Source organism: Enemella evansiae (assembly GCF_004362375.1).
Classification (GTDB): Bacteria; Actinomycetota; Actinomycetes; order Propionibacteriales; family Propionibacteriaceae; genus Enemella; species Enemella evansiae.
The window spans coordinates 669,205-693,541 of sequence record NZ_SNXA01000010.1; the positions used below are offsets into that span (position 1 = coordinate 669,205).

The following is a 24,337-nucleotide window of genomic DNA, read 5'->3' on the forward strand; positions in this document are numbered from 1 at the left end:
CATGACCGCTGAAACCAAGCCGCAGACCGGGGCGGACATCACCACCCACGGCCTGCTGATCAACGGCGAGGACGTACCGGCCCGCAGTGGCCGCACCGTCGCCGTCCTCTCGCCCTCGGGCGAGGAGGTCGCCCAGGTCGCCGCCGCCGGCGTCGAGGATGCCCGGGCCGCGGTGGATGCCGCCGCCGAGGCGTTCAAGACCTGGCGGGAGACCCCGCCGGTGGAACGGCAGAAGGTGATGCTGCGGGCGGCCGAGCTGCTGCAGGAGCGACAGGGCGAGTTCACCGAGCTGATGGCCCGCGAGGTCGGCGGGACGCCGGTGTGGACCGCGATCAACATCGCGCTGTCGGTGCAGATCCTGCAGCAGGCCGCGACCCTCGGTTCCGGTCCGATCGGTGAGTCCTACAACACCGGTGGCCCCGGGGTGGCCAGCTTCACCATGCGCGAACCGGCCGGTGTGGTGCTCGCCATCTCGCCGTGGAACGCGCCGATCGTGCTCGGCATCCGGGCGTTCGCGGTCGCCATCGCGCTCGGCAACACCGTGGTGCTGCGCCCGAGCGAGGAGTCACCGGTGACCGCCGGCCTGGCGCTGGCGAAGCTGATGGCCGATGCCGGGTTGCCGGCCGGGGTGCTGAACGTGATCACCAACGATCGCGCCGATGCGCCGGAGCTGATCGACTCGATGATCTCCGACGACCGGGTACGCCGGGTGAACTTCACCGGGTCCACCGCGGTCGGCCGCAAGATCGGTGAGGTGGCCGGGCGCAACCTCACCCCGGTGCTGCTCGAGCTGGGCGGCAAGAACCCGCTGCTGGTGCTCGACGACGCCGATCTGGACTACGCGGTGGATGCGGCGACCTTCAGCGGCTTCTACAACTCCGGTCAGATCTGCATGTGCTCCGACGTGGTGCTGGTGCCGAACTCCCTGGTCGATGAGTTCAGCGCCCGGCTGGCCCGCCGGGTCGGTGGGCTCGGGGTCGGTGATCCGACCCAGCCGACCACCGTCGTCGGTCCGCTGATCACCCGGGCGAGCGCCGAGCGGATCCGCGGTCTGGTCGACTCCGCGCTGGAGTCCGGCGCGGTGCTGGCGGCGGGGGAGCGTACCGATGTTCCCGCCGATGCCAGCGACGACGATGCGGTGGTCGTGGCACCGGTGGTGCTGCGCGATGTGCCGGTCGATTCCGAGCTGCGCACCGAGGAGTTCTTCGGGCCGCTGCTGGAGGTCCGCGGTTACGACACCATCGACGAGGCCGTGGAGATGATGAACGGCACCGGCTACGGCCTGTCCGCCGGCATCATCACCTCGAACATGGGCCGCGGCTGGGAGATCGCGCCGCGGATCCAGGCCGGCTCGGTGCATGTCGGTGACCAGACCGTCGCCGACCATGCCGCGGTGCCGTTCGGCGGCCTGGGCAAGTCCGGGTTCGGCAAGTTCGGCGGCTTCCGCGAGGAGGAGTTCTTCACCGAGACCCGGTGGATCACTCTGCAGGCCGCACACGCCCAGTACCCCCTCTGAGCCCGGCGGAGGAAACGACAACACAGGAAGAAGGCGGAGAATCAACCCATGGAGTCCATCGTCATCACCGACCCACCGCGGACCGACGCCGAACGCGCCGCGCGGTTGGGTGAGTTCGGCGTCGCCACGGTGCACGAGGCGCTCGGCCGGATCGGCAGCCTGGGGGCGGAGCATCGTCCCGTCTGGCCGGGGGCGCGGATCGGGGGCAATGTCGTCACCGCGCTCTGCTGGCCCGGCGACAACCTGATGATCCACGTCGCCGTCGAACAGTGCCGGGAAGGTGACGTGCTCGTGGTCGGGCTCGCCTCGCCGAACCTGGGTGGGTTGTTCGGCGAGCTCTTCGCGACCCAGCTGCAGCAGCGCGGGGTACGCGGGGTGGTGCTGGACTGCGGCGCCCGCGATTCCAGCGAGCTCAAGGAGATGGGTTTCCCGGTGTGGTCACGGGTGATCAACGCACAGGGCAGTGTCAAGGCGACCCCGGGTGCGGTCAACGTCCCGGTGGTGCTCGGCGGTCAGCTGATCAGCCCCGGTGATGTGATCGTCGCCGATGACGACGGTGTGATGGTCGTCCAGCGGGCCGATGTCGATCGGGCCCTGGAACTCTCCCAGGCCCGGATCGACAAGGAGGCCCGGGCCCGGGAGGCCTTCCGCTCCGGGATCATCGGCCTGGACCACTACGGCTGGCGGGACCGGGTCGCCGAACTCGGGATCCGCTACGTCACCTCCGCCGAGGCCGGACGATGACCGCGGGGGCCCGCTGCATGCTGATGCGTGGCGGGACCTCGCGGGGGGCGTACTTCCTCGCCGAGGACGTGCCCACCGACCCCGCGGAGCGGGACGAGTTCCTGCTCCGGGTGATGGGTACGCCCGACCCGCGGCAGATCGACGGGTTGGGTGGCGCCACCACGGTGACCAGCAAGGTGGCGATCGTCTCGCCGTCGGCACGCGACGACGTCGATGTGGACTACCACTTCTTCCAGGTCGGGGTGGCCGAGCCGACGATCAGCGACCGGCAGAACTGCGGCAACATCCTGGCCGGGGTCGGTCCGTTCGCGGTCGAGCGCGGTCTGGTGAGCGCGGGCGCCGAGCGCACCGAGGTGCGGATCCGGATGGTCAACACCGGTGGTCTGGTGACCGCCGAGTTCGCCACCCCCGGTGGCCAGGTCGACTACGACGGTGACACCGTGCTGGCCGGGGTGCCGCAGAGCGCCGCGCCGATCACGCTGCGGTTCGCCGACCTCGAGGGCTCGGTGACCGGGGCGCTGCTGCCCACCGGGCAGCTCCGCGACGAGATCGACGGGTTGACGGTGACGCTGATCGACAACGGCATGCCGGCGGTGATCGTGGCGGCCGGCGAACTGGGGCTGACCGGGCACGAGAGCCACGCCGAACTGGCCGCCGACGAGGCCCTGCTGAACCGGATCGATTCCCTGCGGATCAAGGCCGGGGAACTGATGGGCATGGGGGACGTGACCGCGCTCAGCGTGCCGAAGACCGCCATCGTGGCCCCGCCCGCCGGGGACGGGATGATCAGCGTGCGCTCCTTCATCCCCCGGCAGCCGCACCAGGCGATCGGGGTCTTCGGCGCGATCAGCGTCGTCACCGGGGTGCTGCTGGACGGTGCCGTGGGGCACGAGCTCGCGGCGGCCATGCCGAGCGGTGGTGGGTTGATCGCGGTCGAGCATCCCAGCGGGGTGCTGCAGGTCGACGTGCGCGTCGACGACAGCGCGGACACCCCGCGGGTGCTCAGTGGCGGTGCGGTGTCGACCGCCCGCAAGATCTTCGACGGCACCGTCTTCCCGGGCCCCGGCCAGCGCCTGCCCTGACCGAATCCGAACAGCAGAAGAAAAACCGCCGGCGGCCCTCGGGCCACCGGCGGTTTCTGCGTTCGGATCGCTCAGCTGAGCGGATAGAGGGTACGCGGGTTGTCGACCAGCACCCGCTGCCGATCGGCCTCGCCGGGCAGCAGATCGGCGAGCAGGTCGACCAGGTCACCGTCGTCGGGCATCGAGCGGACGTTCGGGTGCGGCCAGTCGGTGCCCCACAGCACCCGATCCGGCGCCGCCTCGACCAGGGCGCGGGCGAACGGGACGACATCGTCATAGGGCGGCGTACCGTCCACGGTGAGCCGTTCCGCACCGGAGATCTTCACCCAGGAACGCTCATCGGCCATCAGCTCCAGCAGGGCGGCGAATGCCGGCTGGTCGACACCCGCCGCGGTGTCCACCCGACCCATGTGATCGATGATCCACGGGCAGGGCAGACCGCGCAGCAGGTCGAGATTGTCGGCGATGTCCTTGGCATCGAAGTGCAGCACCAGATGCCAGCCGAGCGGCACGACCTTCTCGACCACGGTGCGGAAAGCGTCCAGATCGGGGCGCCCGCCGAGGTGGGCGACGAAGTTGAACCGGGTCGAGCGCACCCCGGCCTCGTGCAGTTCCTCCAGTTCGGCGCGGGTGACCTCGGGAGAGACCATCGCGACCCCGGCGTAGCGGCCCTCGCCGCGCCGCAGCGCGTCCAGCAGGGCGGCATTGTCGGTGCCGTGGCAGCTCGCCTGGACGATCACACCGTTGGTGAGGCCCATCCGGTCGTGCAGCCCGACCAGCCGCTCATAGGGTGCGTCCGGCGGGGTGTAGGCCCGCTCCGGGGCGTAGGGGAAGACATCCCCGGGCCCGAACACATGGCAGTGTGCATCGGTGGCGCCGGCCGGCAGCTGCAGCCGCGTCGGCGGGTGCGGATCGGCGACCGGCGCCGCAATCGTCTTCGTGGTCACGCGTTCTCCAGGATCAGCAGACCGTTGCTGGTGTTCGAGGTCGGCACGTGCAGGTTGCGATAGATCTCGGTGACCTCGGGGTTCATCGCACCGCGCATGATCATCCACATCACCATCTCGATGCCCTCCGAACCGGCCTCGCGGATCAGCTCGGTGTGGCTGATGGTGGCCAGCTCGTCGGGCTCGGCGATCATCCGGTTCATGAACTCGGTGTCGAAGTTGGAGTTGATCAACCCGACCCGCTCACCCTGCAACTGGTGCGACATGCCACCGGTGCCGAAGATCGCGATCCGCTCCGGCCCCTCCCAGGCGTCCAGCGCCCGCCGGATCGCGCGGCCGAGTTCGAGGCAGCGGTGCGCGGTGGGCGGCGGGTACTGGATCACGTTCACACAGAGCGGGATGACCTTGGTCGGCCACGCCTCCGGCTGCCCGAACATCACCGAGAGCGGCACGGTGAGCCCGTGGTCGACCTCCATCTTGTTCGCCAGGGTCATGTCGAACTCGTCCAGGATCAGCTATTCCGCCAGATGCCAGGCCAGATCCGGGGCGCCCTCGACGACCGGGACCCGGCGCGGGCCGTAGCCCTCGTCGGCGGGCTGGAAGCTCTCACCGACACCGAGCGCGAAGGTCGGGATCAGGTTCAGATCCAGTGCGGTGGCGTGGTCGTTGTAGACCACGATGCAGACATCCGGCGCAGTCTGGGCCATCCACTCCCGCGCGGGGGGAAGCTTCTCGAAGAACGGGGCCCAGTAGGACTCCTCGGTCTTGCCGTTGTCCATCGCGGCACCGACCGCGGGCACGTGGGAGCAGCCGATGCCGCCGACCAGTTCAGCCATCAGGCGCGTCCTTCCTTGTTGGTGCTGGTGTATTCGTCGAGCCCGGTGGGGCGTTCGGGATGCGGGCGGGCCGCCCACTCCGCGCGGGTGCGGTTGCCCTCGATCGGCCGGCCGCCATGCAGCATCATGGCGCGGAACTCGTCCACGGTGATGCCGGACATGTCGCCGCCGACGTGCTGCAGGGTGAGCCCGTCCAGGACGGCCAGTTTGTGGATGAAGTAGATGTTTCCGCCCAGCCGCAGCATCGCGAGGTAGTCGCGATCGCGGACCGCCTGGCGCTGCTCCGGGGAGAGCTGGAAGCGCTCCATGTACGCCTCGGAGTCGGCGGTGAAGGCGTCCCGATTGGCCTGATGGTTCAACGACATCGCCATCATGTTCAACGGATAACCCGCGCGGCTGCGGCGCCCGTTGAAGACGTAGGTGCCGGGGATGTCCTCGTAGTCGGGGACATGGTCCGGGCTGCTCCGATCGCCCGCCGGAGCGGGGCGCTGTTCGGGCTCGGCGTGCTCGGTTCGTGTTTCCTCAGGTGGCGTCATGCCTGTGTTCCTCCCGCCTGCGCAGGTCTCCCGTGACCGCGTCTCATCACCCACTCTAGGCAGTGGCAACATTATTGTCTACAGTTTGGTCCACAGGATTCGTGCGACGAGGAGGTAGCAATGCGGATCGGTCTGGCCGGTGAGGGAGTGATCGGTGCCAAGCACCTGGCGGCCCTGGCGCAGGTGCCGGAGGCGGAGGTCGTCTATCTGGCGGCCGGTGACCGGGAACGCGGTGCGCAGCTGGCCGCCGAGCACGGGGTCGCCGAGGTCGGTGACCTCGACGGCTGCCTGGCCCGTGAGGACATCGAGGCGGTGATCCTGGCCACACCCACCCCGATGCACGCCGAGCATGCGGTCGCCACCCTGGAGGCCGGGAAACACGTGCTGGTCGAGATCCCGATCGCCGACAACCTGGCCGACGCCGAACGGATCGTGGCCACCGCGGACCGGGTCGGCCGGACCGCGATGGGTGCCCACACCCGCCGCTTCAATCCCGGTCAGGCGTGGGTGCACCAACAGATCGGTGACGGCCGGTTGCGATTGCAGCACCTGCTGGTCGACACCCTGTTCCTGCGCCGCGACAACCGCAACGCCCGCGGCGAACTGCGCCCCTGGACCGACAGCCTGCTCTGGCACCACGCCTGCCACGGGGTGGATCAGTTCGTCTGGCAGAGCGGGGGCGCACCGGCCGAGGTGGCCGCGGTCGCCGGCCCGCTGTCGGAGCAGCTGGGGATCCCGATGGACCTCAGCATCTCGCTGCGCGCCGAGTCCGGCGCCGTCGGCACCATCGCCCTGTCGTTCAACAACGACGGCCCCTTCGGGTCGAACTTCCGCTTCATCTGCGACAACGGCACCTATCTGGCCCGGTACGACGAACTCACCGATGGCTGGGGCAAGCCCGCCGGCCCGGAACCCGTCGAGACCGATCACGAGCGCGGCATCGAGAACCAGGACCGCGAGTTCGTCACCGCCATCCTCGAGGGGCGTACTCCCGAGGCCGCCGTCGCGGACCTGTTGCCCACCATGCGCGTGCTCGACCGGGTGGAGCAGCTGATCAACGCCGCCGACTGAACTCGGCAGATCGGGTCCGACGGGTCTGTCTCCACGCAACGTTGTGCGGGCGTCATCTCGACACGCAAGCCATTGCTCCGCTTCGCTGCGCATGGCTTGCTACTCGATGAGCGTGGAAGCGGGGCCCTGCGCATGGCTTGCTACGCGATGAGCGTGGCGCCCAGCGATCACCAGATGGAGACGCGCGCCCCCGGTTCGAGCCAGAGCTCGTCGGATTCGGTGACGTCGAAGGCCCGGTGGAAGGCGTCGACGTTGCGGACGATCTGGTTGCACCGGAACTCGTTCGGTGAGTGCGGGTCGGTCGCCAGGCGCTGCTTGACCATCTCGGGGCGGAACTTGGCCTGCCAGACCGCGGCCCAGGACAGGAACAGTCGCTGCTCACCGGTGAACCCGTCGAGCTCGGCATCCTCCTTGCCCTGCTGGGAAAGCCGCCATGCCTTCAGCGCGATCGACAGCCCGCCGAGGTCACCGATGTTCTCCCCGATCGTCAGCTCACCGTTCACGGTGCGGCCATCGGCACCCTCGGGGGAGAGCGCGTCGTACTGCTCGATCAGCGACTTCGTCCGCGCGCTGAACGCCTCCCGGTCCGCGTCGGTCCACCAGTTGCGCAACCGGCCGTCACCGTCGCAGGTGGAGCCCTGGTCGTCGAAACCGTGCCCGATCTCGTGGCCGATCACCGCCCCGATCCCGCCGTAGTTGACCGCATCGTCGGCGTCGGCGTTGAAGAACGGCGGCTGCAGGATCGCGGCGGGGAAGACGATCTCGTTGCGCAGCGGGTGGTAGTAGGCGTTCACCGTCTGCGGGGTCATGAACCACTCGTCGCGGTCCACCGGCTCGGAGACCTTCTTGACGGCCCGATCCAGCTCGAACCGGTTGGCGGCGATCACGTTGCCGACCAGATCCTCCCGGTCGATGGCCAGCGCGGAATAGTCCCGCCACTTCACCGGGAAGCCGATCTTCGGGGTGAACCGGGACAGCTTCTTCAGCGCCTCGGCCCGGGTCTCCTCACCCATCCAGTCCAGCTCGCTGATCGACTGCCGGTACGCCTCCAGCAGATTCGCGACCAGGTCGTCCATCCGATCCTTGGCCTTCGACGAGAAATGCCGATCCACATAGATCTTTCCGACGGCCTCCCCGAGCGCACCCTCGACCAGGGAGACGCCACGCTTCCACCGCTCCCGGTTGGTCGGCGTACCCGACAGCGTGGTGCCGTAGAAGTCGAACCGCTCGGCCACGAACTCCTCGCTCAGATAGGGCGAGAACGACGACACCAGCGCGAACCGGGCCCAGTCCCGCCACTGCGGCAGCCGCTGCTCGGTGACCAGATCGGCCAGCTCGGTGAAGAAGGACGGCTGGGCGTCCACCACCTGGTTCATCGCCTCGACTGGAATCCCTGCCCCGGCAAGGAAATCCGACCAGTCGATCGGGGCCGCGGCGGTTGCGAAGTCGGACCAGTCCTTGAGGTTGTACATCTGCACGATGTCGCGGGTGCGGACCTTGTCCCAGTGCCGGGCGGCGATCTCGGTCTCCAGCGCCAGCACCCGATCCGCGGCACTCTCGGCGTCCCCGAAGCCGGCCAGGGCGAGCGTCCGGGCGATGTGCGCGCGGTAGGCGTCGCGGATGTCGGCGTACTGCTCCTCGCGGTAGTAGGCCTCATCGGGCAGGCCGAGGCCCGACTGCCCGACGAACATCAGCACCCGATCCGGGTCACCCGGATCCGAATCGGCGTCCAGCCCGATCACCGTGCGCGCACCCAGCCCGGCCAGGGTGCCCCACAGGCGTACCACCGCCTGCGGCGAATCGACCTCATCGATCGCGGCCAGCTGCTCGCGCAGCGGATCGAGACCGAGCTGCTCGATCCGCTCGGTGTCCATGAAGGAGGCGTAGAGGTCGGCGATCCGGGCGGTATCGGCACCCGGCTCATCGGTGTCCAGGCCGGTGATGATGTCGCGGACCGCCTTCTCGGCGTCATCGCGCAGGGTGATGAACGCGCCCGCGCCCGGCTTGTCCGGGTCGATCTCGGCGGTCTGCAGCCAGTGCCCGTTGACGTGCCGGAACAGATCGTCGGCGGGGCGGACGGTGCGGTCGAAGGTGGTGAAGTCGATGGCAGGTACGGTGCTCACCTCGCCCAGCCTAGCCAGCGCCGCCAGCCCCGGCTCGGGGTGAGGGATCAGTTCACGAACCGCGCGGTGACCTCGCTGCCGGTCATCGGCGCGACGGCCCGGGTCGGGAAGGTCATCTCCTGACCGGTGACCGTGCCCGGTCGGCCGTCGGTGAGCACGGTGACGGTCAGCCTGGCCTTCACCGTCAGCCGCAGTTCGGCGGTGGTGTCGTCGTTGATGCTCAGCTTGGGCACCTGGTTGACCAGCGGATCCTCCATCAGCTCCCAGCGGACGGTGTTGTTGTCCGGGCGCTGGTTCGGCTCCAGCTTCACCAGCTGCGGGCAGTTCTGCGGGTTCACCTCCTTGGCGGCCATGCACCCGTCCAGGGCGCCGCGGGTCGCATCCAGCATCGCCTTCCGGCCGGCGTCGGTCAGCGTCACCGCGGGGGCGAGGCGGGGGAAGGAGGTCGGCCCGGACACCGTGAACTGCGGGTCGGTGAAGGTGATGTTCGCCATCCCGGTGGACATCTCGTACGCCCCGGGGAACGCCTCCACCTCGTTGGTCTCCAGCTTGACCCCGTTGAACAGCACCGGGATCGACCTGGGTCGGGTCACCTGGACCGTGGTCGTCCCGCGCTCCACCTTGTAGCTGCCATCCGGCTGCTTCGCGGGCACGAAGCGGCCGCGTACCTCGGATTCGCCGAGCCGGTAGGTCAGCTCCACCTCGGTCGGGGTCTCCTGGGTGACCCGGATCTGGCTGATCGGTGCCCGCTGCCGCGCCTCGCGCAGCACCGCGTCGGTGAGCAGGGTGCGGTCCTTGGGCTGTTGCTGCTGCAGGGACAGGGCGCGGGCCGAGTCACCGGCACCGACGGCCTCCAGGAACCGGACCGCCCCATCGGAGGGCCGCGGATCCTGCTCACCGGCGGCCCCGCCGGCGGGTCGGCCGAACAGCATCGCGACGATCACCACGAGCGCGACCAGGGCGGTCGCACCACCGGCGAGCAGCGCCACCCGGACCGGTTTCTGGGTCTTCGCGGGCGCTGCCACCGGGGGCTCCGGTGCCGAGGCGCCCGGTGGGCGGGGGGCGAAGGCGGACACCGGCTCGACGAACGGCGGCTGGCCGGGCTGGCCGGGATACTGCGGTTGGCCGGGATACGGGGGCTGGCCCGGATACTGCGGTTGGCCCGGATACTGCGGGGGCTGGTACGGCGCCTCCGGCGGTGGTGCGGGGCGGTCACCCGGCGCCGGATAGTGCTGCTGCAACCAGGCGACACTGCCGGGCGGGGGCCCGGAAGGCTGGGGCGGCTGGGGCTGCGGCGGGGGTGGCTGGGGCGCGCCGGACTGCGGGGCGCCGAACTGCGGCGGCCAGGCGGTGGTCGGCTCACCCGGCGGCTGGGCGTGCTCGTAGGGGGTGTGGGGGGCGGGTTCGACCGGTCCCGGGGCCGGGCCCGGATCGGCGGGATGGCGCCAGGACTGGTCGTCGGGACGGAGCACGGTGCGGGGCTGTTCCGGCCACACCCGGTCGCCCTGCTGCCGGGCGTACCAATCGGTTCCGTTGGGGTCCTGACTCACCGCACTCCTTCCGGGGTTCGGCTAGAAGGATAGCTCCGGAAGGTTCCTGTTCACTCCCAGACGAAATCCGGACCGGCGCTGAGCAGGTCCATCGCGTACCGACTGCGGACGTCGAACTCCTCGGTGTCGGACTGGTAGCTGCCGTTGATCCGGGAACTGCTGCTCATCCGCAGCCGCAGCTGGACCTCGCCCCGGGCGATCGCATCGGTGCTACCGGGTTTGCCGACGCTGATCTGCTGGCTGAGCAGCTGGTAGGAGACCGAACCAGGTCTGACCGGTTGATCCGCGCGCGCCTTCCGCGCCCACGGGCAGCCGGCCGGGGCCAGCTCGCTGCTGGCGACGCAGCCCTTGATCCGCTCGCTGACCTGCTGTTTCGCGGCGCCGGCGTACGCCGCAGTGGGCGCGGTCGCCGCGTCGACCGCCGGTGGGTCGGTCAGCCCGGTCACGGTGACCTGCGGGGTGGTGAAATCCAGCCACTTCGACCCGGTGCTCAGTGTGTGCGTACCGGGGAAGACATCCACCAGATAGCTGTAGCTGTTGGAGTCCAGCTTCCGTCCGTCGAGCAGCACCGGCACCATCTGCGGCGTCGGTGCCACCCGCAGCTGCACCGAACCGCGGCGCAGCTGCCACTGCCGCTGCGGGTTCTGGAACATCGGGAAGGTGCCGCGGACATCCTTGCCGGCCAGCTTGTAACCGAGCACCACATCGGTCCCGGCGGGATCGCCGGAGCCGGCATCGATGACGGTGATGTCGCTGATCTGGGGGCGGTTCTGCTGCAGATGATCCTTGCTGACCAGCGGGCCGCTGCCCTTGACGAAACTCAGGGCGAGCGCGCGATCGGCGTCCCCGGCGGCCAGCGCCTGCAGATAGGCGGTCGCCTGGTCGGCGGGTCCCGCCTGGCTGGTCGAGGCGGCGGGCGCGAGCAGGGTGCGGACGCCGAAGGCGGTTCCGATCAGCAGAGCCAGGGCGAGTACGCCGACAGCGGCCCACAACCCGGGCCGGCGACGACGCGCCCGGCCCGCGGTCGGATCGGGCTGCCAGAGCGGCTCCCCGGCGGACGGCGGTTCGGTGGACGGCGGTTCGGTGGGCGGTTCGGGGGCCGGACCGGCGGACCGCGACGGCCTGGGCTCCGGCTCATCGGGCTCCGGTCGCGCGAACGGGCTGCGCTCGGTCATCTGTCACTCCTGGCGCGGGAGGTGGGGGCCCCGCACCCGGTTCACCCTAACCGGCGGGGGTGCCGCCCAGCGAACTCGTTCGCCGGCGCCGGGCCCGCCACAGCGCGTGCCCGGTGATCAGCATCAGCGCCAGCCAGACCAGCATGAAACCGGCCCAGCGGGCGGGCGGCATCGGCTCACCGAAGACCGCGACGCCGAGGACGAACTGGATCGTCGGCGCCAGATACTGGGTGATGCCGAGCAGGCTGAGCGGGATCCGCTGGGCCGCGAACGCGAACGCGAGCAGCGGGACCGCGGTGACCACACCGCCGCCCATCAGCAACAGGTCCTGGCTCAGTGGCTGCTGCCCGAAGTGGCTCCCCCCGCGGGCGGCCAACCAGCCGAGGAAGAGCAGCGCCGGAAGGGTGGCGACCGCCGATTCATAGGTCAGCGAGACGATCGGTTCGACGGTGACCCGCTTCTTGATCACCCCGTAGATCCCGAAGCTGCCGGCCAGCAGCAGCGCCACCCAGGGCAGTCGGCCGTAGCCGATGGTGATCACCACCACCGCGATCGCCGCCAGCCCGATCGCCACCCACTGGATCGGCGCCAGCCGTTCCTGCAGCAACAGCACGCCGAACAGGATCGAGATCAGCGGATTGATGTAGTAGCCGAGCGCGGTCTCGGTGACCCGGTCATTGGTGACCGCCCAGATGTAGACACCCCAGTTGATGGTGACGAAACCGGCCGCGGCCGCCAGAGTGAGCAGGGTGCGTGGGCTGGCGAGTTGTCTGCGCCACCGCGTCCGGGCGAACAGCAGCACCAGCAGGACGCCGAAGGCCAGCGACCAGATGATCCGGTGCGCCAGCACCTCGAACGCACCGGCGCCGTCGATCAGCCGCCAGTAGAGCGGCACCAGCCCCCACAGCGCGTACGCCGTGAGGGCTGCGGTGACACCCGCCCGAGACCCGGTCTCGGGCGGCGTACTCGTCACTCAGTCGGCCAGCCAGGTGTCCGGGCCGTCGACGAGCTGCTGCAGCTGCGCGTCGTCCAACTCGGTGCCACCGCTGGCGATCTCGAGCTGCTGTCGGGCCAGGTCGTCATAGGACGGCCGCTCGACCTGGCGCAGGATGCCGATCGGGGAACGTTGCAGCACCCCGGCATCGGTGAGTCGGCTGAGTGCGAAGGCGTACGCCGGATCCGCGGCATGGGCGTCGTGGGTGATCACCCGATCCAGGCCGATCTCCGACACCTCGCCGACCGCGACCGAACCGTCCTCGTTGCGGTAGACGCCGAGATGCTGGTCGGCGCCGAAGAGCACCTTTTCCCCATGCTGCAAGGGAATGATCGCCTCGGCGGCGGAATCCTTGTCCTTGATCGCATCGAAGGCGCCGTCGTTGAAGATCGGGCAGTTCTGATAGATCTCCACGAACGAGGCGCCGCGATGCTCGGCCGCAGCCTTGAGCACCCCGGTGAGGTGCTTGCGGTCGGAATCGATGGTGCGCGCGACGAACGAGGCCTCCGCACCCAGCGCCAGCGAGAGCGCGTTGAACGGGGTGTCCACCGAACCCATCGGGGAGGACTTGGTGACCTTGCCCTGCTCCGAGGTGGGGGAGTACTGACCCTTGGTGAGGCCGTAGATCCTGTTGTTGAACAGCAGAATCGTGAAATTCACGTTGCGGCGCAGCGCGTGGATCAGGTGGTTGCCGCCGATGGACAGCGCATCACCGTCACCGGTCACCACCCACACCCCGAGGTCGTCGCGGGCGCTGGCCACCCCGGTGGCGATCGCCGGCGCGCGGCCGTGGATGGAGTGCATGCCATAGCTGTCGACGTAGTAGGGGAACCGCGAGGAGCAGCCGATACCGGAGATGATCACCGCGTTCTCACGCTTGATCCCCAGCTCCGGCATGAATCCCTGGAAGGCGGCCAGCACGGCGTAGTCGCCGCATCCGGGGCACCAACGGACCTCCTGGTCGGAGGTGAAGTCCTTGCGGTTCAGCGGTTCGACCGCCAGCGGTACGCCGGCCAGACCGTTGCGCTCGGGGCGGGTCGGGGTCTGGGTCATCGGTTGCTCATCTCCTTGTCGGAATCGCCACTGGACTCGGCATCATCGGTCTCCTTGCCGGGACCGGCCGGGACCGGGTCGGCCGAGTCCGGGACGTAACCCTCGTGCACGGGGTCGTCACCGTCGGCCATCGGTTCTTCGTTCAGCTCGTCGGGGCTGGCATGCGCACCGACCTCGTCCAGCAGGTCGGCGGCCAGCTCGGACAGCGAGATCGGCAGCCCGCGGACCCGGGAGTAGGACTGCACGTCGACCAGATACTTCGCGCGCAGCAGCATCGCCAGCTGGCCGAGGTTCATCTCCGGCACGATCACCTTGTCGTAGCCGCGCAGCACCTCGCCCAGGTTGGCGGGGAACGGGTTGAGATGGCGCAGGTGCGCCCGGGCGACCTTGCCGCCGGCCGCGCGCACCCGGCGTACCGCCGCCATGATCGGGCCGTAGCTGGAACCCCAGCCGAGCACCAGCACCTTCGCCTCGCCGCTGGGGTCGTCCACCACCAGGTCCGGTACGTCGCGGACGATGCCGTCCACCTTGGCCTGCCGGGCCCGCACCATCGCATCGTGGTTGTCGGGATCGTAGGAGACGTTGCCGGTGCCGGCGGCCTTTTCGATGCCGCCGATCCGGTGCTCCAGCCCCGGCGTACCCGGGATCGCCCACGGCCGGGCACCCTTCTCATCCCGCAGGTAGGGCAGGAATTCCTCACCCTGGTTGGGTTCGGTGGCGAAGGCCGGGTCGATCGCCGGGATCTCACCGATCTCCGGCAGCCGCCACGGCTCGGCGCCGTTGGCCAGATAACCGTCGGAGAGCACCACCACCGGGGTGCGGTAGGTGATCGCCCAGCGGACCGCCTCGATCGCGGTGTCGAAGCAGTCCGACGGCGACTGGGCCGCGATCACCGGGACCGGTGCCTCACCGTTGCGGCCGTAGAGCACCTGCAGCAGGTCGGCCTGCTCGGTCTTGGTCGGCATGCCGGTCGAGGGGCCGGCGCGCTGCACGTCGACCACCACCAGCGGCAGCTCGGTCATCACCCCCAGGCCGATCGTCTCGGCCTTCAGCGCGATACCCGGGCCGGAGGAGGAGGTGACGCCGAGCGCACCCGCGAAGGAGGCACCCAGCGCGGCACCGACGGCGGCGATCTCGTCCTCGGCCTGGAAGGTCAGCACGCCGTAGCGCTTCTGCTTGGTCAGCTCGTGCAGCACATCGGAGGCCGGAGTGATCGGGTAGGCGCCGAAGAACAGCTGCAGGCCGGACTTGTGCGCGCCGGTGATCAGCCCGAGGGCCATCGCCGAGTTGCCGGTCACCTGGCGGTAGCGGCCGGTCGGCATCTTGGCCGGGTGCACCTGGTAGGTGTGCGCGAACGTCTCGGTGGTCTCGCCGAACGCGTTGCCGGCCCGGAAGGCGGCGATGTTCGCGTCCCGGATCGCCGGCTTGTTCGCGAATTTGCTGCTCAGGAAGGAGATCGTGCCCTCGGGTTCGCGGTTGAACAACCAGCACAGCAGGCCGAGGGTGAACATGTTCTTGGAGCGCTGGGCGTCCTTGCGGGTCAGCCCGAACTCCTTCACCGCGGCCACCGTCATCCCGGACAGGTCGAGGGCGTGCACCTGGTAGTCGGCGAGCGAATCGTCCTCGATCGGATTGGACTCGTAACCGACCTTGCTCAGGTTGCGCTTGGTGAACTCGGCGGTGTCCAGGATCAGCACCCCGCCCTTGTCCACATCGCGCAGGTTGGCCTTCAGTGCGGCCGGGTTCATCGCGACCAGCACATCGGGTTTATCACCGGGGGTCATGATGTCGTAGTCGGCGAAGTGCAGCTGGAAGCTGGACACGCCGGGCAGCGTGCCCTGCGGTGCCCGGATCTCCGCCGGGAAGTTGGGCAGCGTCGAGATGTCGTTGCCCAGCAGGGCTGAGTCGGCAGTGAACCGGTCACCGGTCAACTGCATCCCGTCGCCGGAGTCGCCGGCGAACCGGATCACGACGCGGTCGAGACTCTTCACATCAGGCACGAAACAGCAGCCTTTCTGGGTCGGGGCCACCTGGGTGCCGGTCGGGTCGATTCGGATCGACCGGCGCAATGGGCGTACCGTCCGACGATACCTCGCCCGGTGAGGGCGTCCTTACCGTCCCGTAGTGCGGCCAGGGGGTGAGAGCGTGGTAGCGGGCTCCCGGTGGCGTCGCGCTTCACCGTTGAGCGATGGCGCGCAGGACGGTCTCGACGAAACGGTCCGGATGGTCGGTGATCATCCGCCAGGTGAACTCGAGGATGAGCCAACCCGCCAGGTGTACCGCGTTGCGGCGCCGGTGATCGTTCTCGAAGACCTCCCGCCGGCCATGGCGTTCGAAGCCGTTGAGTTCGATACCGAGCCGCAGCTCGGGGAGCGCGACGTCGAGGAAGAAGGTCTCGCCATCGATCCGGATCGCATGCTTGGTCTGAAAGGTGAGGCCGGCATCGCGGAGCAGGCAGTGGGCCTTCCGCTCCGCCTCGGACCAGGGGCGGCTTCTGATCCGCCCAGCCGGTGAGCATCGCGGCCGATCGCCCGATCAGGACCGCGTCCGGCAGGTAGTGGACGAGCGCCAGAGCTCGAACGGCCGGGTCATCGGCGACCGCGGCCGACACGAAGCAACCGGGCAGCACCCGCACGAGTTCGCCGCGGGACGCCAGCCAGCGCACGGCGCTGCGCAACGGGGTCGCCCTGTGGACAACAGCTGATCTCCACTCTCGAATCGCGACGCGGGCCGCTGGGCCGCATGGTCTCGTCGGGGCCTGAGAACGAGAGTGGACATCAGTTGTTCGACCGCGGGGTAAGTCGGCGTTACGCCGTAGGCTTCGGGCCATGCGCTGCTTCGACTGGTACGGCGACCGATCCCTGATGGTGGTCGACATCGCGCTGGCCTGCTGCACGCTGGAGTTCGAGGCCGCTGGGGCGTACCGGGTGGAGAGCGCGGACCTGCGGCCCGAGGATCCGGTCGCGGTCATCGTCTCCGGCACGGTGACCGATGCGGTGCTGCCGATCATCCAGGAGATCCTCGGGCGGACGCCCGGGGCGAAGGTCGTCTCCTTCGGTGCCTGCGCCAGTTCCGGTGGCCCCTACTGGGATTCCTATGCGGTCACCAAGGGCATCTCGCAGTTCGTCGAGGTGGATGTCTTCGTCCCCGGCTGCCCGCCCCCGCCGCAGGCCATCCGCGACGCGCTCGACTCGTTGCGCGCGCCGGCCGGCCAGGGGGTGCCGGTCGATGGCTGAGGTCGAGGTGCGCCCGGTGCCGCCGGGTGAGTGGGTGAGCGCCGCCCGGGCCGCGGCCGCGACGGGATACGCCTTCTTCGACTGGCTGGACTGCGTCGACGAGATCGGCCGGGCCCAGGAGTTCCGGATCGTGCTGCAGCTGCTGGATCGCGGCTCGGGGGCCTCGCTCCGGCTGGAGACCCGGGTGCCGCGCGACGAACCGGTGCTGGGCAGCCTGACCGAGGTGTTCGGCGGGGCCGCCTGGGCCGAACGGGAACTGGCCGACCTGTTCGGGGTCCGGTTCACCGGCGGCGATCCGACCTCGCTGCTCATCGAACCGCGCTACGGCGGACATCCGCTGCGCAAGGACGAGGTCCTCGGGGCACGGGCGGCGGCGAGCTGGCCCGGTGCCAAGGAGCCCGGTGAGACCGGTGCCGCCAGCCGGCGCCGGATGGTGCCCCCGGGCGTACCCGATCCCGAGGTGTGGGGTGACCGCGACCCCGCCGCCCCGCCGCCGACGCCCGACGAGATCGCCGTCAGCGCCCAGGGCGGCCGGGTCCGGAGGCGTCGATGAGCGCGGCCGAGGATCAGGGGCGTACCCACGGCAAGATCCGGCTGATCGAGGAGAACTGCACCTCCTGCATGATCTGTGCCCGGGAGTGCCCGGCCTGGTGCATCCACATCGACTCGCACACCGAGGTCGACCCGAACGCCCCCGCCCAGCTCACCGGCCGCGGGATGCGGGAGCGCACCCACAACGTGCTGGACCGCTTCGTCATCGACTGGTCGCTGTGCATGTACTGCGGGATCTGCGTGGAGGAGTGCCCCTTCGACGCGCTGGAGTGGAACGGCGCGCACGTGCCGCCGGCCGACGACCTCGCCGCGCTCGCGCACGGCATCGACGAGCTCCGCTGACCCCTATCGGTTGGCGCGGGGGAGCTCGGCCAGCCAGCGGACCTGGTAGGGATCCATCCGCACCGTGCGCTCCTCGGGATGACCGGAGATCAGATCCCGCAGCCCGGCGCCCGGGGCGAACCACGGTGCCGAATGCAGCCCGATCGAGTAGGCCCGGGCGGACAGATTCGCGAGCACCAGGACGGTGCCGCGGGGACTCTCCCGCAGCACGCCGAGGACGTGGTTGTTGCCGACCTCGACCACCCGGCTGCCGGCCTGGGCGTGCAGCTGGGGTGTCCGTCTCCGGGCCTCGACCAGATTCGCCAGGCCGGAGAAGATCCGGCACTCCGCGGTGGTCGGATCGAACCGCCGGGCGGCCGCGGCCCAGTCCAGCGGCGGGCGGTGCAGCCAGTGCCCGTCCGCGGCCAGCGCCGGATCGGCGAGATAGGAGCGGTCGTTGAACTGGCCCAGTTCGTCACCGGAGTTGATCATCGGCAGCCCGCCGAGCGACATCGTGAGCGCGTGCAGCAGCAGGATCCGGCGGATGGCCAGGTCGGTCTCGGACTGCCGATCGGCGCCACTCAGGGACCGGGCCCGTTCCAGCCCGGCCAGCGACGCGAGGGTGCCGGCGATCCGCCGGTCACCGGTCTCGGGGTCACGGCCGGACACCTCGCCGCTCGCGAACGAACCGGGGAACTCCCCGGAATAGAAGTCGGCCAGGAACGAGCGATGCGCGGCACCGTCGAGCCCCAGCGCTGCGGCTTGATCGTTGCTGATGTCGAAGTCGAGATCCGCCGGGGAGCGGGCCGCGAGCACCCAGGAGGCGTTCGGTGGAATCGCCGGGACCGCGTTCAGCACCAGGCGGGTGAGCCGGACGTCCTGTTCGGCGAGGGCGCTCCACAACATGGTCGGGACGGTGGGCTGGTACGCCAGCTGGCATTCCGCACCGGTGGCGATGCCACGACCGAACCAGTCGACCGGTGATCCCGGGTTCGGGGTCGCGCCGGCCAGCAGCAGCACACCGGGGGCGACGATGCCGAGCAAGGCCCGACAGGCGATCAGCAGGATATGCACCTCGGGGACCTTCCCCGGGTCGATCCGGATCACCTCGACTCCGGCATTCGCCAGTGCGAAGACTTCATCGAAGAGCCGGTCGAAGGAGTCCGGTTCGATCGGCCCGGCATCCACCCCGAGCGCGATCCCGCGACCACGCAGCGCCTCGCCCAACCCCCGCAGATCGGCCGGCTCGAAGCGTTCGCCGGGCATCGGCAGCAGGTGCAGATGGTTGACGCCGAGCTGTTGCAGATAACCGATCCGCTCGACCACGCCACCCGGCGTACCGGCGAACCGGTCGGCGTAGGCGAGGTAGCCGACCATCTCGCTGCGCTGGTACCAGTCCGGGGTGACCAGCCGGCGTTCGTCGAGTGCCCGCAGCTCGGCCGGCCGGTCGGCGTACGCCTGCGCGCAGCTCGCCGCGATCCGCTCCAGTTCGGTATCGGTCTCCGGCCGCTGACCGATCAGCCCACGCAGCGCGCCGAGCGCCTGGGGCCACAGCGCGTCGCGGCGTGCGGTGAACGTGGCGTCGGCGGTCGGCATGGGGTCATCCTTCCACCCCCTCGACCCGCTCGATGCGCGCGCGGCGGGCCGAGGGCAGTCCGATGACGTGTTGGAAGCAGAGCAGCCAGACCGCGCCGAACAGCGGCGCGGCGGCCAGTGCCCAGACCGCCGCGGACAGGCTGGCGGCCGCGACCACCGCGGTGACCAGGCCGGGTCCGGCGAAGGCGCCGGCCTGGGTGAGCGTCGTCCAGTAGTCGAGGAAGCCGGCCCGGCCGACCGGTGGACTGAGGTCGGCGCCCAGGGTCATGTTGATCCCCGAGCCCAGGCCGTTGCCGATCGAGAGGATCACCAGCCCGACCACGAACACCCAGACCGTCGGCGCCAGCGGCACGATCGCGAACCCGACCCCGAGCAGCAGCAGACAGGTGACCAGCACACTGGTCCGGCCCATCCGGTCCTTGAGGATGCCACCGGGCACGATCAGCAGCAGTTCGATCGCCGAGCCGAGCGCGACCAGCAGCGAGATCGCACTGGGGGAGAGCTGGAGCTGATCACCCCACAGCGGCACCACGACGTTCTTGCCCTGCCGTGCCATCGACAGCGTCACCATGCTCACCCCCGCCAGTGCGACCGCCTTCCAGCGCACGTCCAGCTTCGGCGGCCTCCGGCCCCGTTCGGCGTACGCCGGACGCGCGGGTCGCGCGGTGGGGGCGCCGAAGCGGGAGCGCCAGATCAGCACCGTCGCGGCGAGCGCGGCGACGATGTGCAGCACGAACACCGACTGCAGCGGCAACCGGAGCAGCAGCAGCGCGCCGAGCGCCGGTCCGACGAGCTGGCCGGCGCGGGCCGCGCCGCCCAGGCTGGTCATCGCCATCGCGATCCGCTGCGGCGGTACGGTCTCGGCGACCAGCGCCTGCCGGGCCAGCGACCAGACCACCTCGGTGGCGCCGATCAACACGATCGCACCGGTGAACAGCCAGACCCCGTTGCCCGGCCGCAGGGTGAGCACCAGCACCGCGACCGTCGTCAACACCGCCACCAGCACCGTCGCCAGGCCCATCGCGTTCCGGTCGCCGAGGCGGTCGACGAGTCGACCGGCGGGGATCGAGGCGATGATCGCGGCCACCCCCATCGCGGTGACGATGCCGCCGGCGAGCGCATGGCCGGCGCCCAGCGAGAGTGCGGCCAGCACCACGACCGGGGTGAGTGCCCCGGAACCCACCTGGTAGAGGAAGGCGGGGGCGAGTACCGGCCAGAAGATCTGCTTGATCATGCGGTCACCCCCACCCGGACAACCTATCTCGATATCAAGATAACTGCGTGGCGGCCCGGGGTGACTACGCTGTCGTACGGGCCCGAACCGTGAACGAGGTGTGGAGGAGGTGGCCATGGCGCTCACCGTGCGCGAAGCGGCCACCCGATTCGACCGGTTCCAGCGGGCGGCCACCGAGCTGCTGATCCAGGCCTTCGCCGTCCCCGCGGTCCGCCGCGGCATGGTCGGTACGGCGTTGATCTCCCTCGGCGGGCTGAGTCCGGCGTTCCTGCCCGACAACAGCCCGTGGTGGAAGGTGCTCGGCCTGTTCCGCCAGTACGCCTGGCTCTGGCCCGGGATCGGCACGGTGGCCGCGCTCACCGGCGTACTGCTGGTGATGGACGCCTGGCTGAAACTGCGGCCCCGCTCCGGTGCGCCGAAGGTCGACTTCCTGGCGGTGCTGGGGTTGTGGTCGCTGCCGATGCTGCTCGCGCCGCCGATCTTCAGCCACGACTCGTACGCCTATGCGGCCGAGGGCTACATGCTGCACACCGGGCTCAATCCCTATGAGATGGGTGCGGGGATGCTGCAGAACCGGTGGGGTGAGCAGGTCGTCGAGACCTGGCGCTTCACCCGCGCGCCCTATGGTCCGCTCAGCCTGCAGCTCTCCCATCTGGTGGTGGATGCCTCCGGCCTGTCGCCCTACTGGTCCTCGGCGCTGGGGATGCGGCTGCTCGCGATCGCCGGCATCCTCGCGGCGGCGCTCACCGTGCCGTCGCTGGCCCGCCGGCTCGGGGTGGATCCGCGGTCGGCGCTCTGGTTCGGGTTGGTCAACCCGCTGGTGATCGCGCACCTGGTCGGCGGTGCGCACAACGATGCGGTGATGATCGGTTTCGTCGCGCTGGCGTTGCATGCAGCGGTACGCCGACGCTTCCTGCTCGGCTGTGTGCTGGTCGCGGCCGCCGGGGCGATCAAGATCCCCGGCATCCTGGCGATCGTGCCGGTGGCGCTGTTCGCCTGGCCGGTGCTGCGGCCGGCCTCCGGTTGGTGGCTGCGGCTCTGGCAGGCGGCCTGGCGGGTCGCGGTGGGCACCCTGGTGATGGTGCTGGCGTTCACCCTGATCACCCTGGCCAGCATGCCGAACGGGCAGGGCTGGGGCTGGCTGCTGGCGATCAACGTGCCCGGCATGGTCTCCACCCCCTCCCCGCCGACGATGATCGGCGACCTGGCCCGGTTGGCGCTCAATGCCATGGGTGAGCACGTCGCGGCGCTCGGGGCGGTCCGGGTCGCGCGGCAGATCGGCATGGTGCTGATGGTGCTCACGATCCTCTACCTGCTGGTGAAACAGGGTCCGAAGCAGCCGATGAAGTTCCTGGTCCTCGGCTGGGTGGCGCTGATCCTCGGCAGCCCCGCGCTGCACCCCTGGTATTTCACCTGGCCCGCCACCTGGTTCGCGTTCGTCCGCCCCTCGCTGCGGCTGGTACGGATCGCGAGCTGGGGGTCGATCGCCCTGCTCAGCTATTCCTCGGTGAGCTTCTCCTGGCGCAATGACGCCCTGGCCCTCGGTATCGCGGCGGCCGCGGTGATCGCCTGGGTGATCCTCAGCCATGACCGCCGGCACTTCGTCGAACGCGCCGACGGCGCCACCGCACCGCCGGGGCGTACCAGGGCCGAACCGGAACGGGAGAAGGTCGGCGCCGTCGACGACTGAGTCCTACGCTCATCGAGTAGGCGGCCATGCGGAGCAATGGCGCCGTGTCGACTCCTACGCTCATCGAGTAGGCGGCCATGTGGAGCGAAGCGGAGCAATGGCGCCGTGTCGAGATGAGAACCCCCACCGAAAGGACCACCGATGATCGAGATCGACCTGAGCGGCAGGACCGCCCTGGTGACCGGATCCACCCAGGGGATCGGGCTGGCCATCGCCCGCGGACTGGCACGTGCCGGCGCGCGGGTGGCGGTCAACGGCCGGTCGGCGGAGAAGGTGACCGCGGCGATCGATGAGGTACGCGCGGAGGTGCCCGGGGCGGAACTGATCGCCGCACCCGGTGATGTCACCGACGAACAGGGGACGGCCGAGGTGCTGGCCGCGGCCGGTGCGGTCGACGTGCTGGTCAACAACCTCGGCATCTTCGAGGCCAGGGAACCGCTGGAGATCGACGACGCGGAGTGGCGGCGGTTCTTCGAGGTGAACGTGCTCGCCGCCACCCGGTTGATCCGGGCGACGCTGCCGGGCATGACCGAACGGCGCTGGGGCCGGATTCTCAACATCGCCAGCGATTCCGCGATCGTGATCCCCGCGGAGATGATCCACTACGGGATGTCCAAGACCGCGCTGCTCGCGGTGTCCCGCGGTTTCGCGAAGGCCGCGGCCGGCACCGGGGTGACCGTCAACTCGGTGATCGCCGGGCCGACCCACACCGCCGGCGTCGAGGATTTCGTGTACCAGTTGGTGGATCGGGAGCTGCCCTGGGAGCAGGCCCAGGTGGAGTTCATGCGTACCCATCGCCCGCAGTCGCTGATCCAGCGGCTGATCGAACCCGAGGAGATCGCCAACCTGGTGGTCTATCTGAGCTCACCGCTCGCCTCGGCCACCACCGGCGGCGCGGTCCGCGTCGACGGCGGTTACGTGGACTCGATCCTGCCCTGATCCAGCGTTGGCTGAGCGAGGTCCCCACGTTGGCTGAGCGAGCGAGGAACGAGGTTCCTCCGTTGGCTGAGCGAGCGCCAGCGAGTCGAAGCCACCCGCTCAGTCGAAAAGCCCACGCAGGAAGCTCTGCCCGCGGTTCTGTTTCCCGCCGTGCTTGCCGTATCCGCCCCGGTTGCCATAGCCGTAGCGGTTCGGCGAACCGGGTGAACCGGGGGAGTCGGCCGACCCCCAGCCACCGCGACCGCGCGGCATCGCCGGACCGCGGCCATACCCGCCCTGCTGGTAGTACTGCGTCTCGGCCTGGGTGAGCCGTTCGAGTTCCCCGGCGTCGAGGAAGATGCCGCGGCATCCGGTGCACTGGTCGACGACGACCCCGTTGCGTTCGTACTGGCGCATCGGTGCGCCGCACTTCGGACAGATGAGTTCCATTCGCCGAATCTACTCCAGAGCGGGACCGGTCTGTTAGAGTACGAAACGTGCCGTTTCGTAATGATGATTCCAGTACGCCGACCGCGCGCGCCGGGAGACCCCGGGATGCCGGCCGGGAACGCGAGATCCTGGTTGCGGTCCTGGCACTGCTCGCCGAGGTGGGTTACGACGCCCTGACCTTCGAGGAGGTCGCCCGGCGGGCGCGGGCGTCCAAGGCGACCCTCTATCGCCGCTGGGAGACCAAGCGCGAGATGGTGGTCGCAGCGGTCAAGGCGGGGCCGGTCGCCGACGCCGCCGCCCGACCGAGCGACCTGATCGACACCGGATCGCTGCGCGGTGACCTGATCGCGCTGTGCACCCGCCTGGACACCACGATGCGCGCCGCCGACGGGGCGATGAGCCTGATGCTGCTGCAGGCCGGACTCGACGATCCCGAGCTGTGCCGCCACATCGAGGAGAGCACGGGCCCGACCGGGGCCAAACTCCCCGCGGCGGTGCTGCGGGCCGCGATCGACCGCGGTGAGCTGCCGGTGGACACCGACCCGTTCGCCTATGAGGAGGTGGCCGGGTCGGTGCTGCTGCTCCGCCGGCTCAACGGGTTGCCCACCGATGCGGACTATCTCGCCCACCTGGTCGACACCATCCTGATCCCGGCGCTGCGCACCGGCGCCGGCAGCGAACCACCGGCGCGCGCGATCTTCTCCTGAACGCCC

22 protein-coding genes and 1 pseudogene are annotated in these 24,337 nt (G+C 69.9%); 10 read left to right on the forward strand and 13 right to left on the reverse strand.

Annotation, left to right across the window (positions count from 1 at the left end; translation table 11 throughout):
• Window position 1: 1 nt before the first annotated feature.
• Genes C8D81_RS14490 through C8D81_RS14500 form a run of 3 tightly spaced genes read left to right on the forward strand, consistent with a single transcriptional unit; the run spans window position 2 to window position 3,342 of the window.
• The gene (locus C8D81_RS14490; RefSeq protein WP_133626296.1) at window positions 2-1,516 is read left to right on the forward strand and encodes an aldehyde dehydrogenase family protein; all 1,515 of its coding nucleotides are present in this window, start codon (window positions 2-4) and stop codon (window positions 1,514-1,516) included.
• Window positions 1,517-1,564: 48 nt separating this feature from the next.
• Window positions 1,565-2,260 (forward strand): 4-carboxy-4-hydroxy-2-oxoadipate aldolase/oxaloacetate decarboxylase, encoded by a 696-nt coding sequence (locus C8D81_RS14495; protein ID WP_133626297.1) that lies wholly within the window; start codon window positions 1,565-1,567, stop codon window positions 2,258-2,260.
• A complete protein-coding gene (locus C8D81_RS14500) occupies window positions 2,257-3,342 on the forward strand; it encodes a 4-oxalomesaconate tautomerase (protein ID WP_094404042.1) in 1,086 nt (361 codons plus the stop codon). Before C8D81_RS14495 ends, C8D81_RS14500 begins: the two co-directional genes overlap by 4 nt.
• A 71-nt stretch (window positions 3,343-3,413) precedes the next feature.
• On the opposite strand, the gene C8D81_RS14505 is transcribed toward C8D81_RS14500, so the two are convergent.
• The 3 genes and pseudogenes from C8D81_RS14505 to ligA form a co-directional block, all read right to left on the reverse strand.
• Window positions 3,414-4,289 (reverse strand): amidohydrolase family protein, encoded by an 876-nt coding sequence (locus C8D81_RS14505; RefSeq protein ID WP_208109297.1) that lies wholly within the window; start codon window positions 4,287-4,289, stop codon window positions 3,414-3,416.
• Window positions 4,286-5,125 (reverse strand): annotated as a pseudogene (locus C8D81_RS21660) (class III extradiol dioxygenase subunit beta). The gene C8D81_RS14505 and the pseudogene C8D81_RS21660 overlap by 4 nt, the downstream one beginning before the upstream one ends.
• Complete coding sequence (gene ligA, locus C8D81_RS14515; protein ID WP_094404044.1) at window positions 5,125-5,661, reverse strand: protocatechuate 4,5-dioxygenase subunit alpha; 537 nt, start codon at window positions 5,659-5,661, stop codon at window positions 5,125-5,127. The pseudogene C8D81_RS21660 and the gene ligA overlap by 1 nt, the downstream one beginning before the upstream one ends.
• Before the next feature lie 120 nt (window positions 5,662-5,781).
• On the opposite strand from ligA, the gene C8D81_RS14520 reads away from it, so the two are divergent.
• A complete protein-coding gene (locus C8D81_RS14520; protein ID WP_094359554.1) occupies window positions 5,782-6,732 on the forward strand; it encodes a Gfo/Idh/MocA family oxidoreductase in 951 nt (316 codons plus the stop codon).
• A gap of 167 nt (window positions 6,733-6,899) precedes the next feature.
• Here C8D81_RS14520 and C8D81_RS14525 read toward each other — a convergent pair whose 3' ends face one another.
• From C8D81_RS14525 to C8D81_RS21980, 7 genes are all read right to left on the reverse strand, one after another.
• Entirely contained in the window at window positions 6,900-8,855 is a 1,956-nt protein-coding gene (locus tag C8D81_RS14525) for a M13 family metallopeptidase (RefSeq protein ID WP_229237966.1), read from the reverse strand.
• 47 nt (window positions 8,856-8,902) lie between these two features.
• Complete coding sequence (locus C8D81_RS21015) at window positions 8,903-10,405, reverse strand: hypothetical protein (RefSeq protein WP_094405524.1); 1,503 nt, start codon at window positions 10,403-10,405, stop codon at window positions 8,903-8,905.
• Window positions 10,406-10,455: 50 nt separating this feature from the next.
• Window positions 10,456-11,580 carry a hypothetical protein gene (locus C8D81_RS14535; RefSeq protein WP_094405525.1) on the reverse strand — a complete coding sequence of 375 codons (1,125 nt, stop codon included), beginning with the start codon at window positions 11,578-11,580 and terminating at the stop codon, window positions 10,456-10,458.
• A 46-nt stretch (window positions 11,581-11,626) separates the two neighbouring features.
• Window positions 11,627-12,553 (reverse strand): EamA family transporter RarD, encoded by a 927-nt coding sequence (gene rarD, locus C8D81_RS14540; protein ID WP_094405526.1) that lies wholly within the window; start codon window positions 12,551-12,553, stop codon window positions 11,627-11,629.
• Window positions 12,554-13,627: a 2-oxoacid:ferredoxin oxidoreductase subunit beta gene (locus C8D81_RS14545; RefSeq protein WP_094359562.1), complete on the reverse strand. Its 1,074-nt coding sequence runs from the start codon at window positions 13,625-13,627 to the stop codon at window positions 12,554-12,556.
• Window positions 13,624-15,678: a 2-oxoacid:acceptor oxidoreductase subunit alpha gene (locus C8D81_RS14550; RefSeq protein ID WP_407644079.1), complete on the reverse strand. Its 2,055-nt coding sequence runs from the start codon at window positions 15,676-15,678 to the stop codon at window positions 13,624-13,626. The genes C8D81_RS14545 and C8D81_RS14550 overlap by 4 nt, the downstream gene beginning before the upstream one ends.
• A gap of 124 nt (window positions 15,679-15,802) precedes the next feature.
• Window positions 15,803-16,126 carry an endonuclease domain-containing protein gene (locus C8D81_RS21980; RefSeq protein ID WP_094405746.1) on the reverse strand — a complete coding sequence of 108 codons (324 nt, stop codon included), beginning with the start codon at window positions 16,124-16,126 and terminating at the stop codon, window positions 15,803-15,805.
• Window positions 16,127-16,455: 329 nt separating this feature from the next.
• Between C8D81_RS21980 and C8D81_RS14560 the strand changes: the two genes are divergently transcribed.
• The 3 genes from C8D81_RS14560 to C8D81_RS14570 are packed head-to-tail and all read left to right on the forward strand — an operon-like array spanning window position 16,456 to window position 17,757.
• On the forward strand, window positions 16,456-16,863 hold the full coding sequence (locus tag C8D81_RS14560) for an NADH-quinone oxidoreductase subunit B (protein WP_094427312.1): 408 nt from the start codon (window positions 16,456-16,458) through the stop codon (window positions 16,861-16,863).
• A complete protein-coding gene (locus C8D81_RS14565) occupies window positions 16,856-17,416 on the forward strand; it encodes an NADH-quinone oxidoreductase subunit C (protein WP_166646823.1) in 561 nt (186 codons plus the stop codon). Before C8D81_RS14560 ends, C8D81_RS14565 begins: the two co-directional genes overlap by 8 nt.
• Window positions 17,413-17,757 carry a 4Fe-4S binding protein gene (locus C8D81_RS14570; protein ID WP_094359570.1) on the forward strand — a complete coding sequence of 115 codons (345 nt, stop codon included), beginning with the start codon at window positions 17,413-17,415 and terminating at the stop codon, window positions 17,755-17,757. Before C8D81_RS14565 ends, C8D81_RS14570 begins: the two co-directional genes overlap by 4 nt.
• A gap of 3 nt (window positions 17,758-17,760) precedes the next feature.
• Here the strand turns inward: C8D81_RS14570 and C8D81_RS14575 are convergent, their stop codons facing one another.
• A complete protein-coding gene (locus C8D81_RS14575) occupies window positions 17,761-19,332 on the reverse strand; it encodes an alpha-amylase family glycosyl hydrolase (RefSeq protein ID WP_094405529.1) in 1,572 nt (523 codons plus the stop codon).
• A 4-nt stretch (window positions 19,333-19,336) separates the two neighbouring features.
• A complete protein-coding gene (locus C8D81_RS14580) occupies window positions 19,337-20,566 on the reverse strand; it encodes an MFS transporter (protein ID WP_094405530.1) in 1,230 nt (409 codons plus the stop codon).
• A gap of 115 nt (window positions 20,567-20,681) precedes the next feature.
• Here C8D81_RS14580 and mptB point away from each other — a divergent pair, with 115 nt between their 5' ends.
• Both mptB and C8D81_RS14590 read left to right on the forward strand, forming a co-directional pair.
• Window positions 20,682-22,256 carry a polyprenol phosphomannose-dependent alpha 1,6 mannosyltransferase MptB gene (gene mptB, locus C8D81_RS14585; RefSeq protein WP_133626298.1) on the forward strand — a complete coding sequence of 525 codons (1,575 nt, stop codon included), beginning with the start codon at window positions 20,682-20,684 and terminating at the stop codon, window positions 22,254-22,256.
• Window positions 22,257-22,397: 141 nt separating this feature from the next.
• A complete protein-coding gene (locus C8D81_RS14590; RefSeq protein ID WP_229119684.1) occupies window positions 22,398-23,195 on the forward strand; it encodes an SDR family NAD(P)-dependent oxidoreductase in 798 nt (265 codons plus the stop codon).
• 99 nt (window positions 23,196-23,294) lie between these two features.
• Here the strand turns inward: C8D81_RS14590 and C8D81_RS14595 are convergent, their stop codons facing one another.
• Window positions 23,295-23,624 (reverse strand): TFIIB-type zinc ribbon-containing protein, encoded by a 330-nt coding sequence (locus C8D81_RS14595; RefSeq protein WP_094359580.1) that lies wholly within the window; start codon window positions 23,622-23,624, stop codon window positions 23,295-23,297.
• A 47-nt stretch (window positions 23,625-23,671) separates the two neighbouring features.
• Between C8D81_RS14595 and C8D81_RS14600 the strand changes: the two genes are divergently transcribed.
• The gene (locus tag C8D81_RS14600; protein ID WP_094432705.1) at window positions 23,672-24,331 is read left to right on the forward strand and encodes a TetR/AcrR family transcriptional regulator; all 660 of its coding nucleotides are present in this window, start codon (window positions 23,672-23,674) and stop codon (window positions 24,329-24,331) included.
• The last annotated feature ends 6 nt before the right edge of the window (window positions 24,332-24,337 follow it).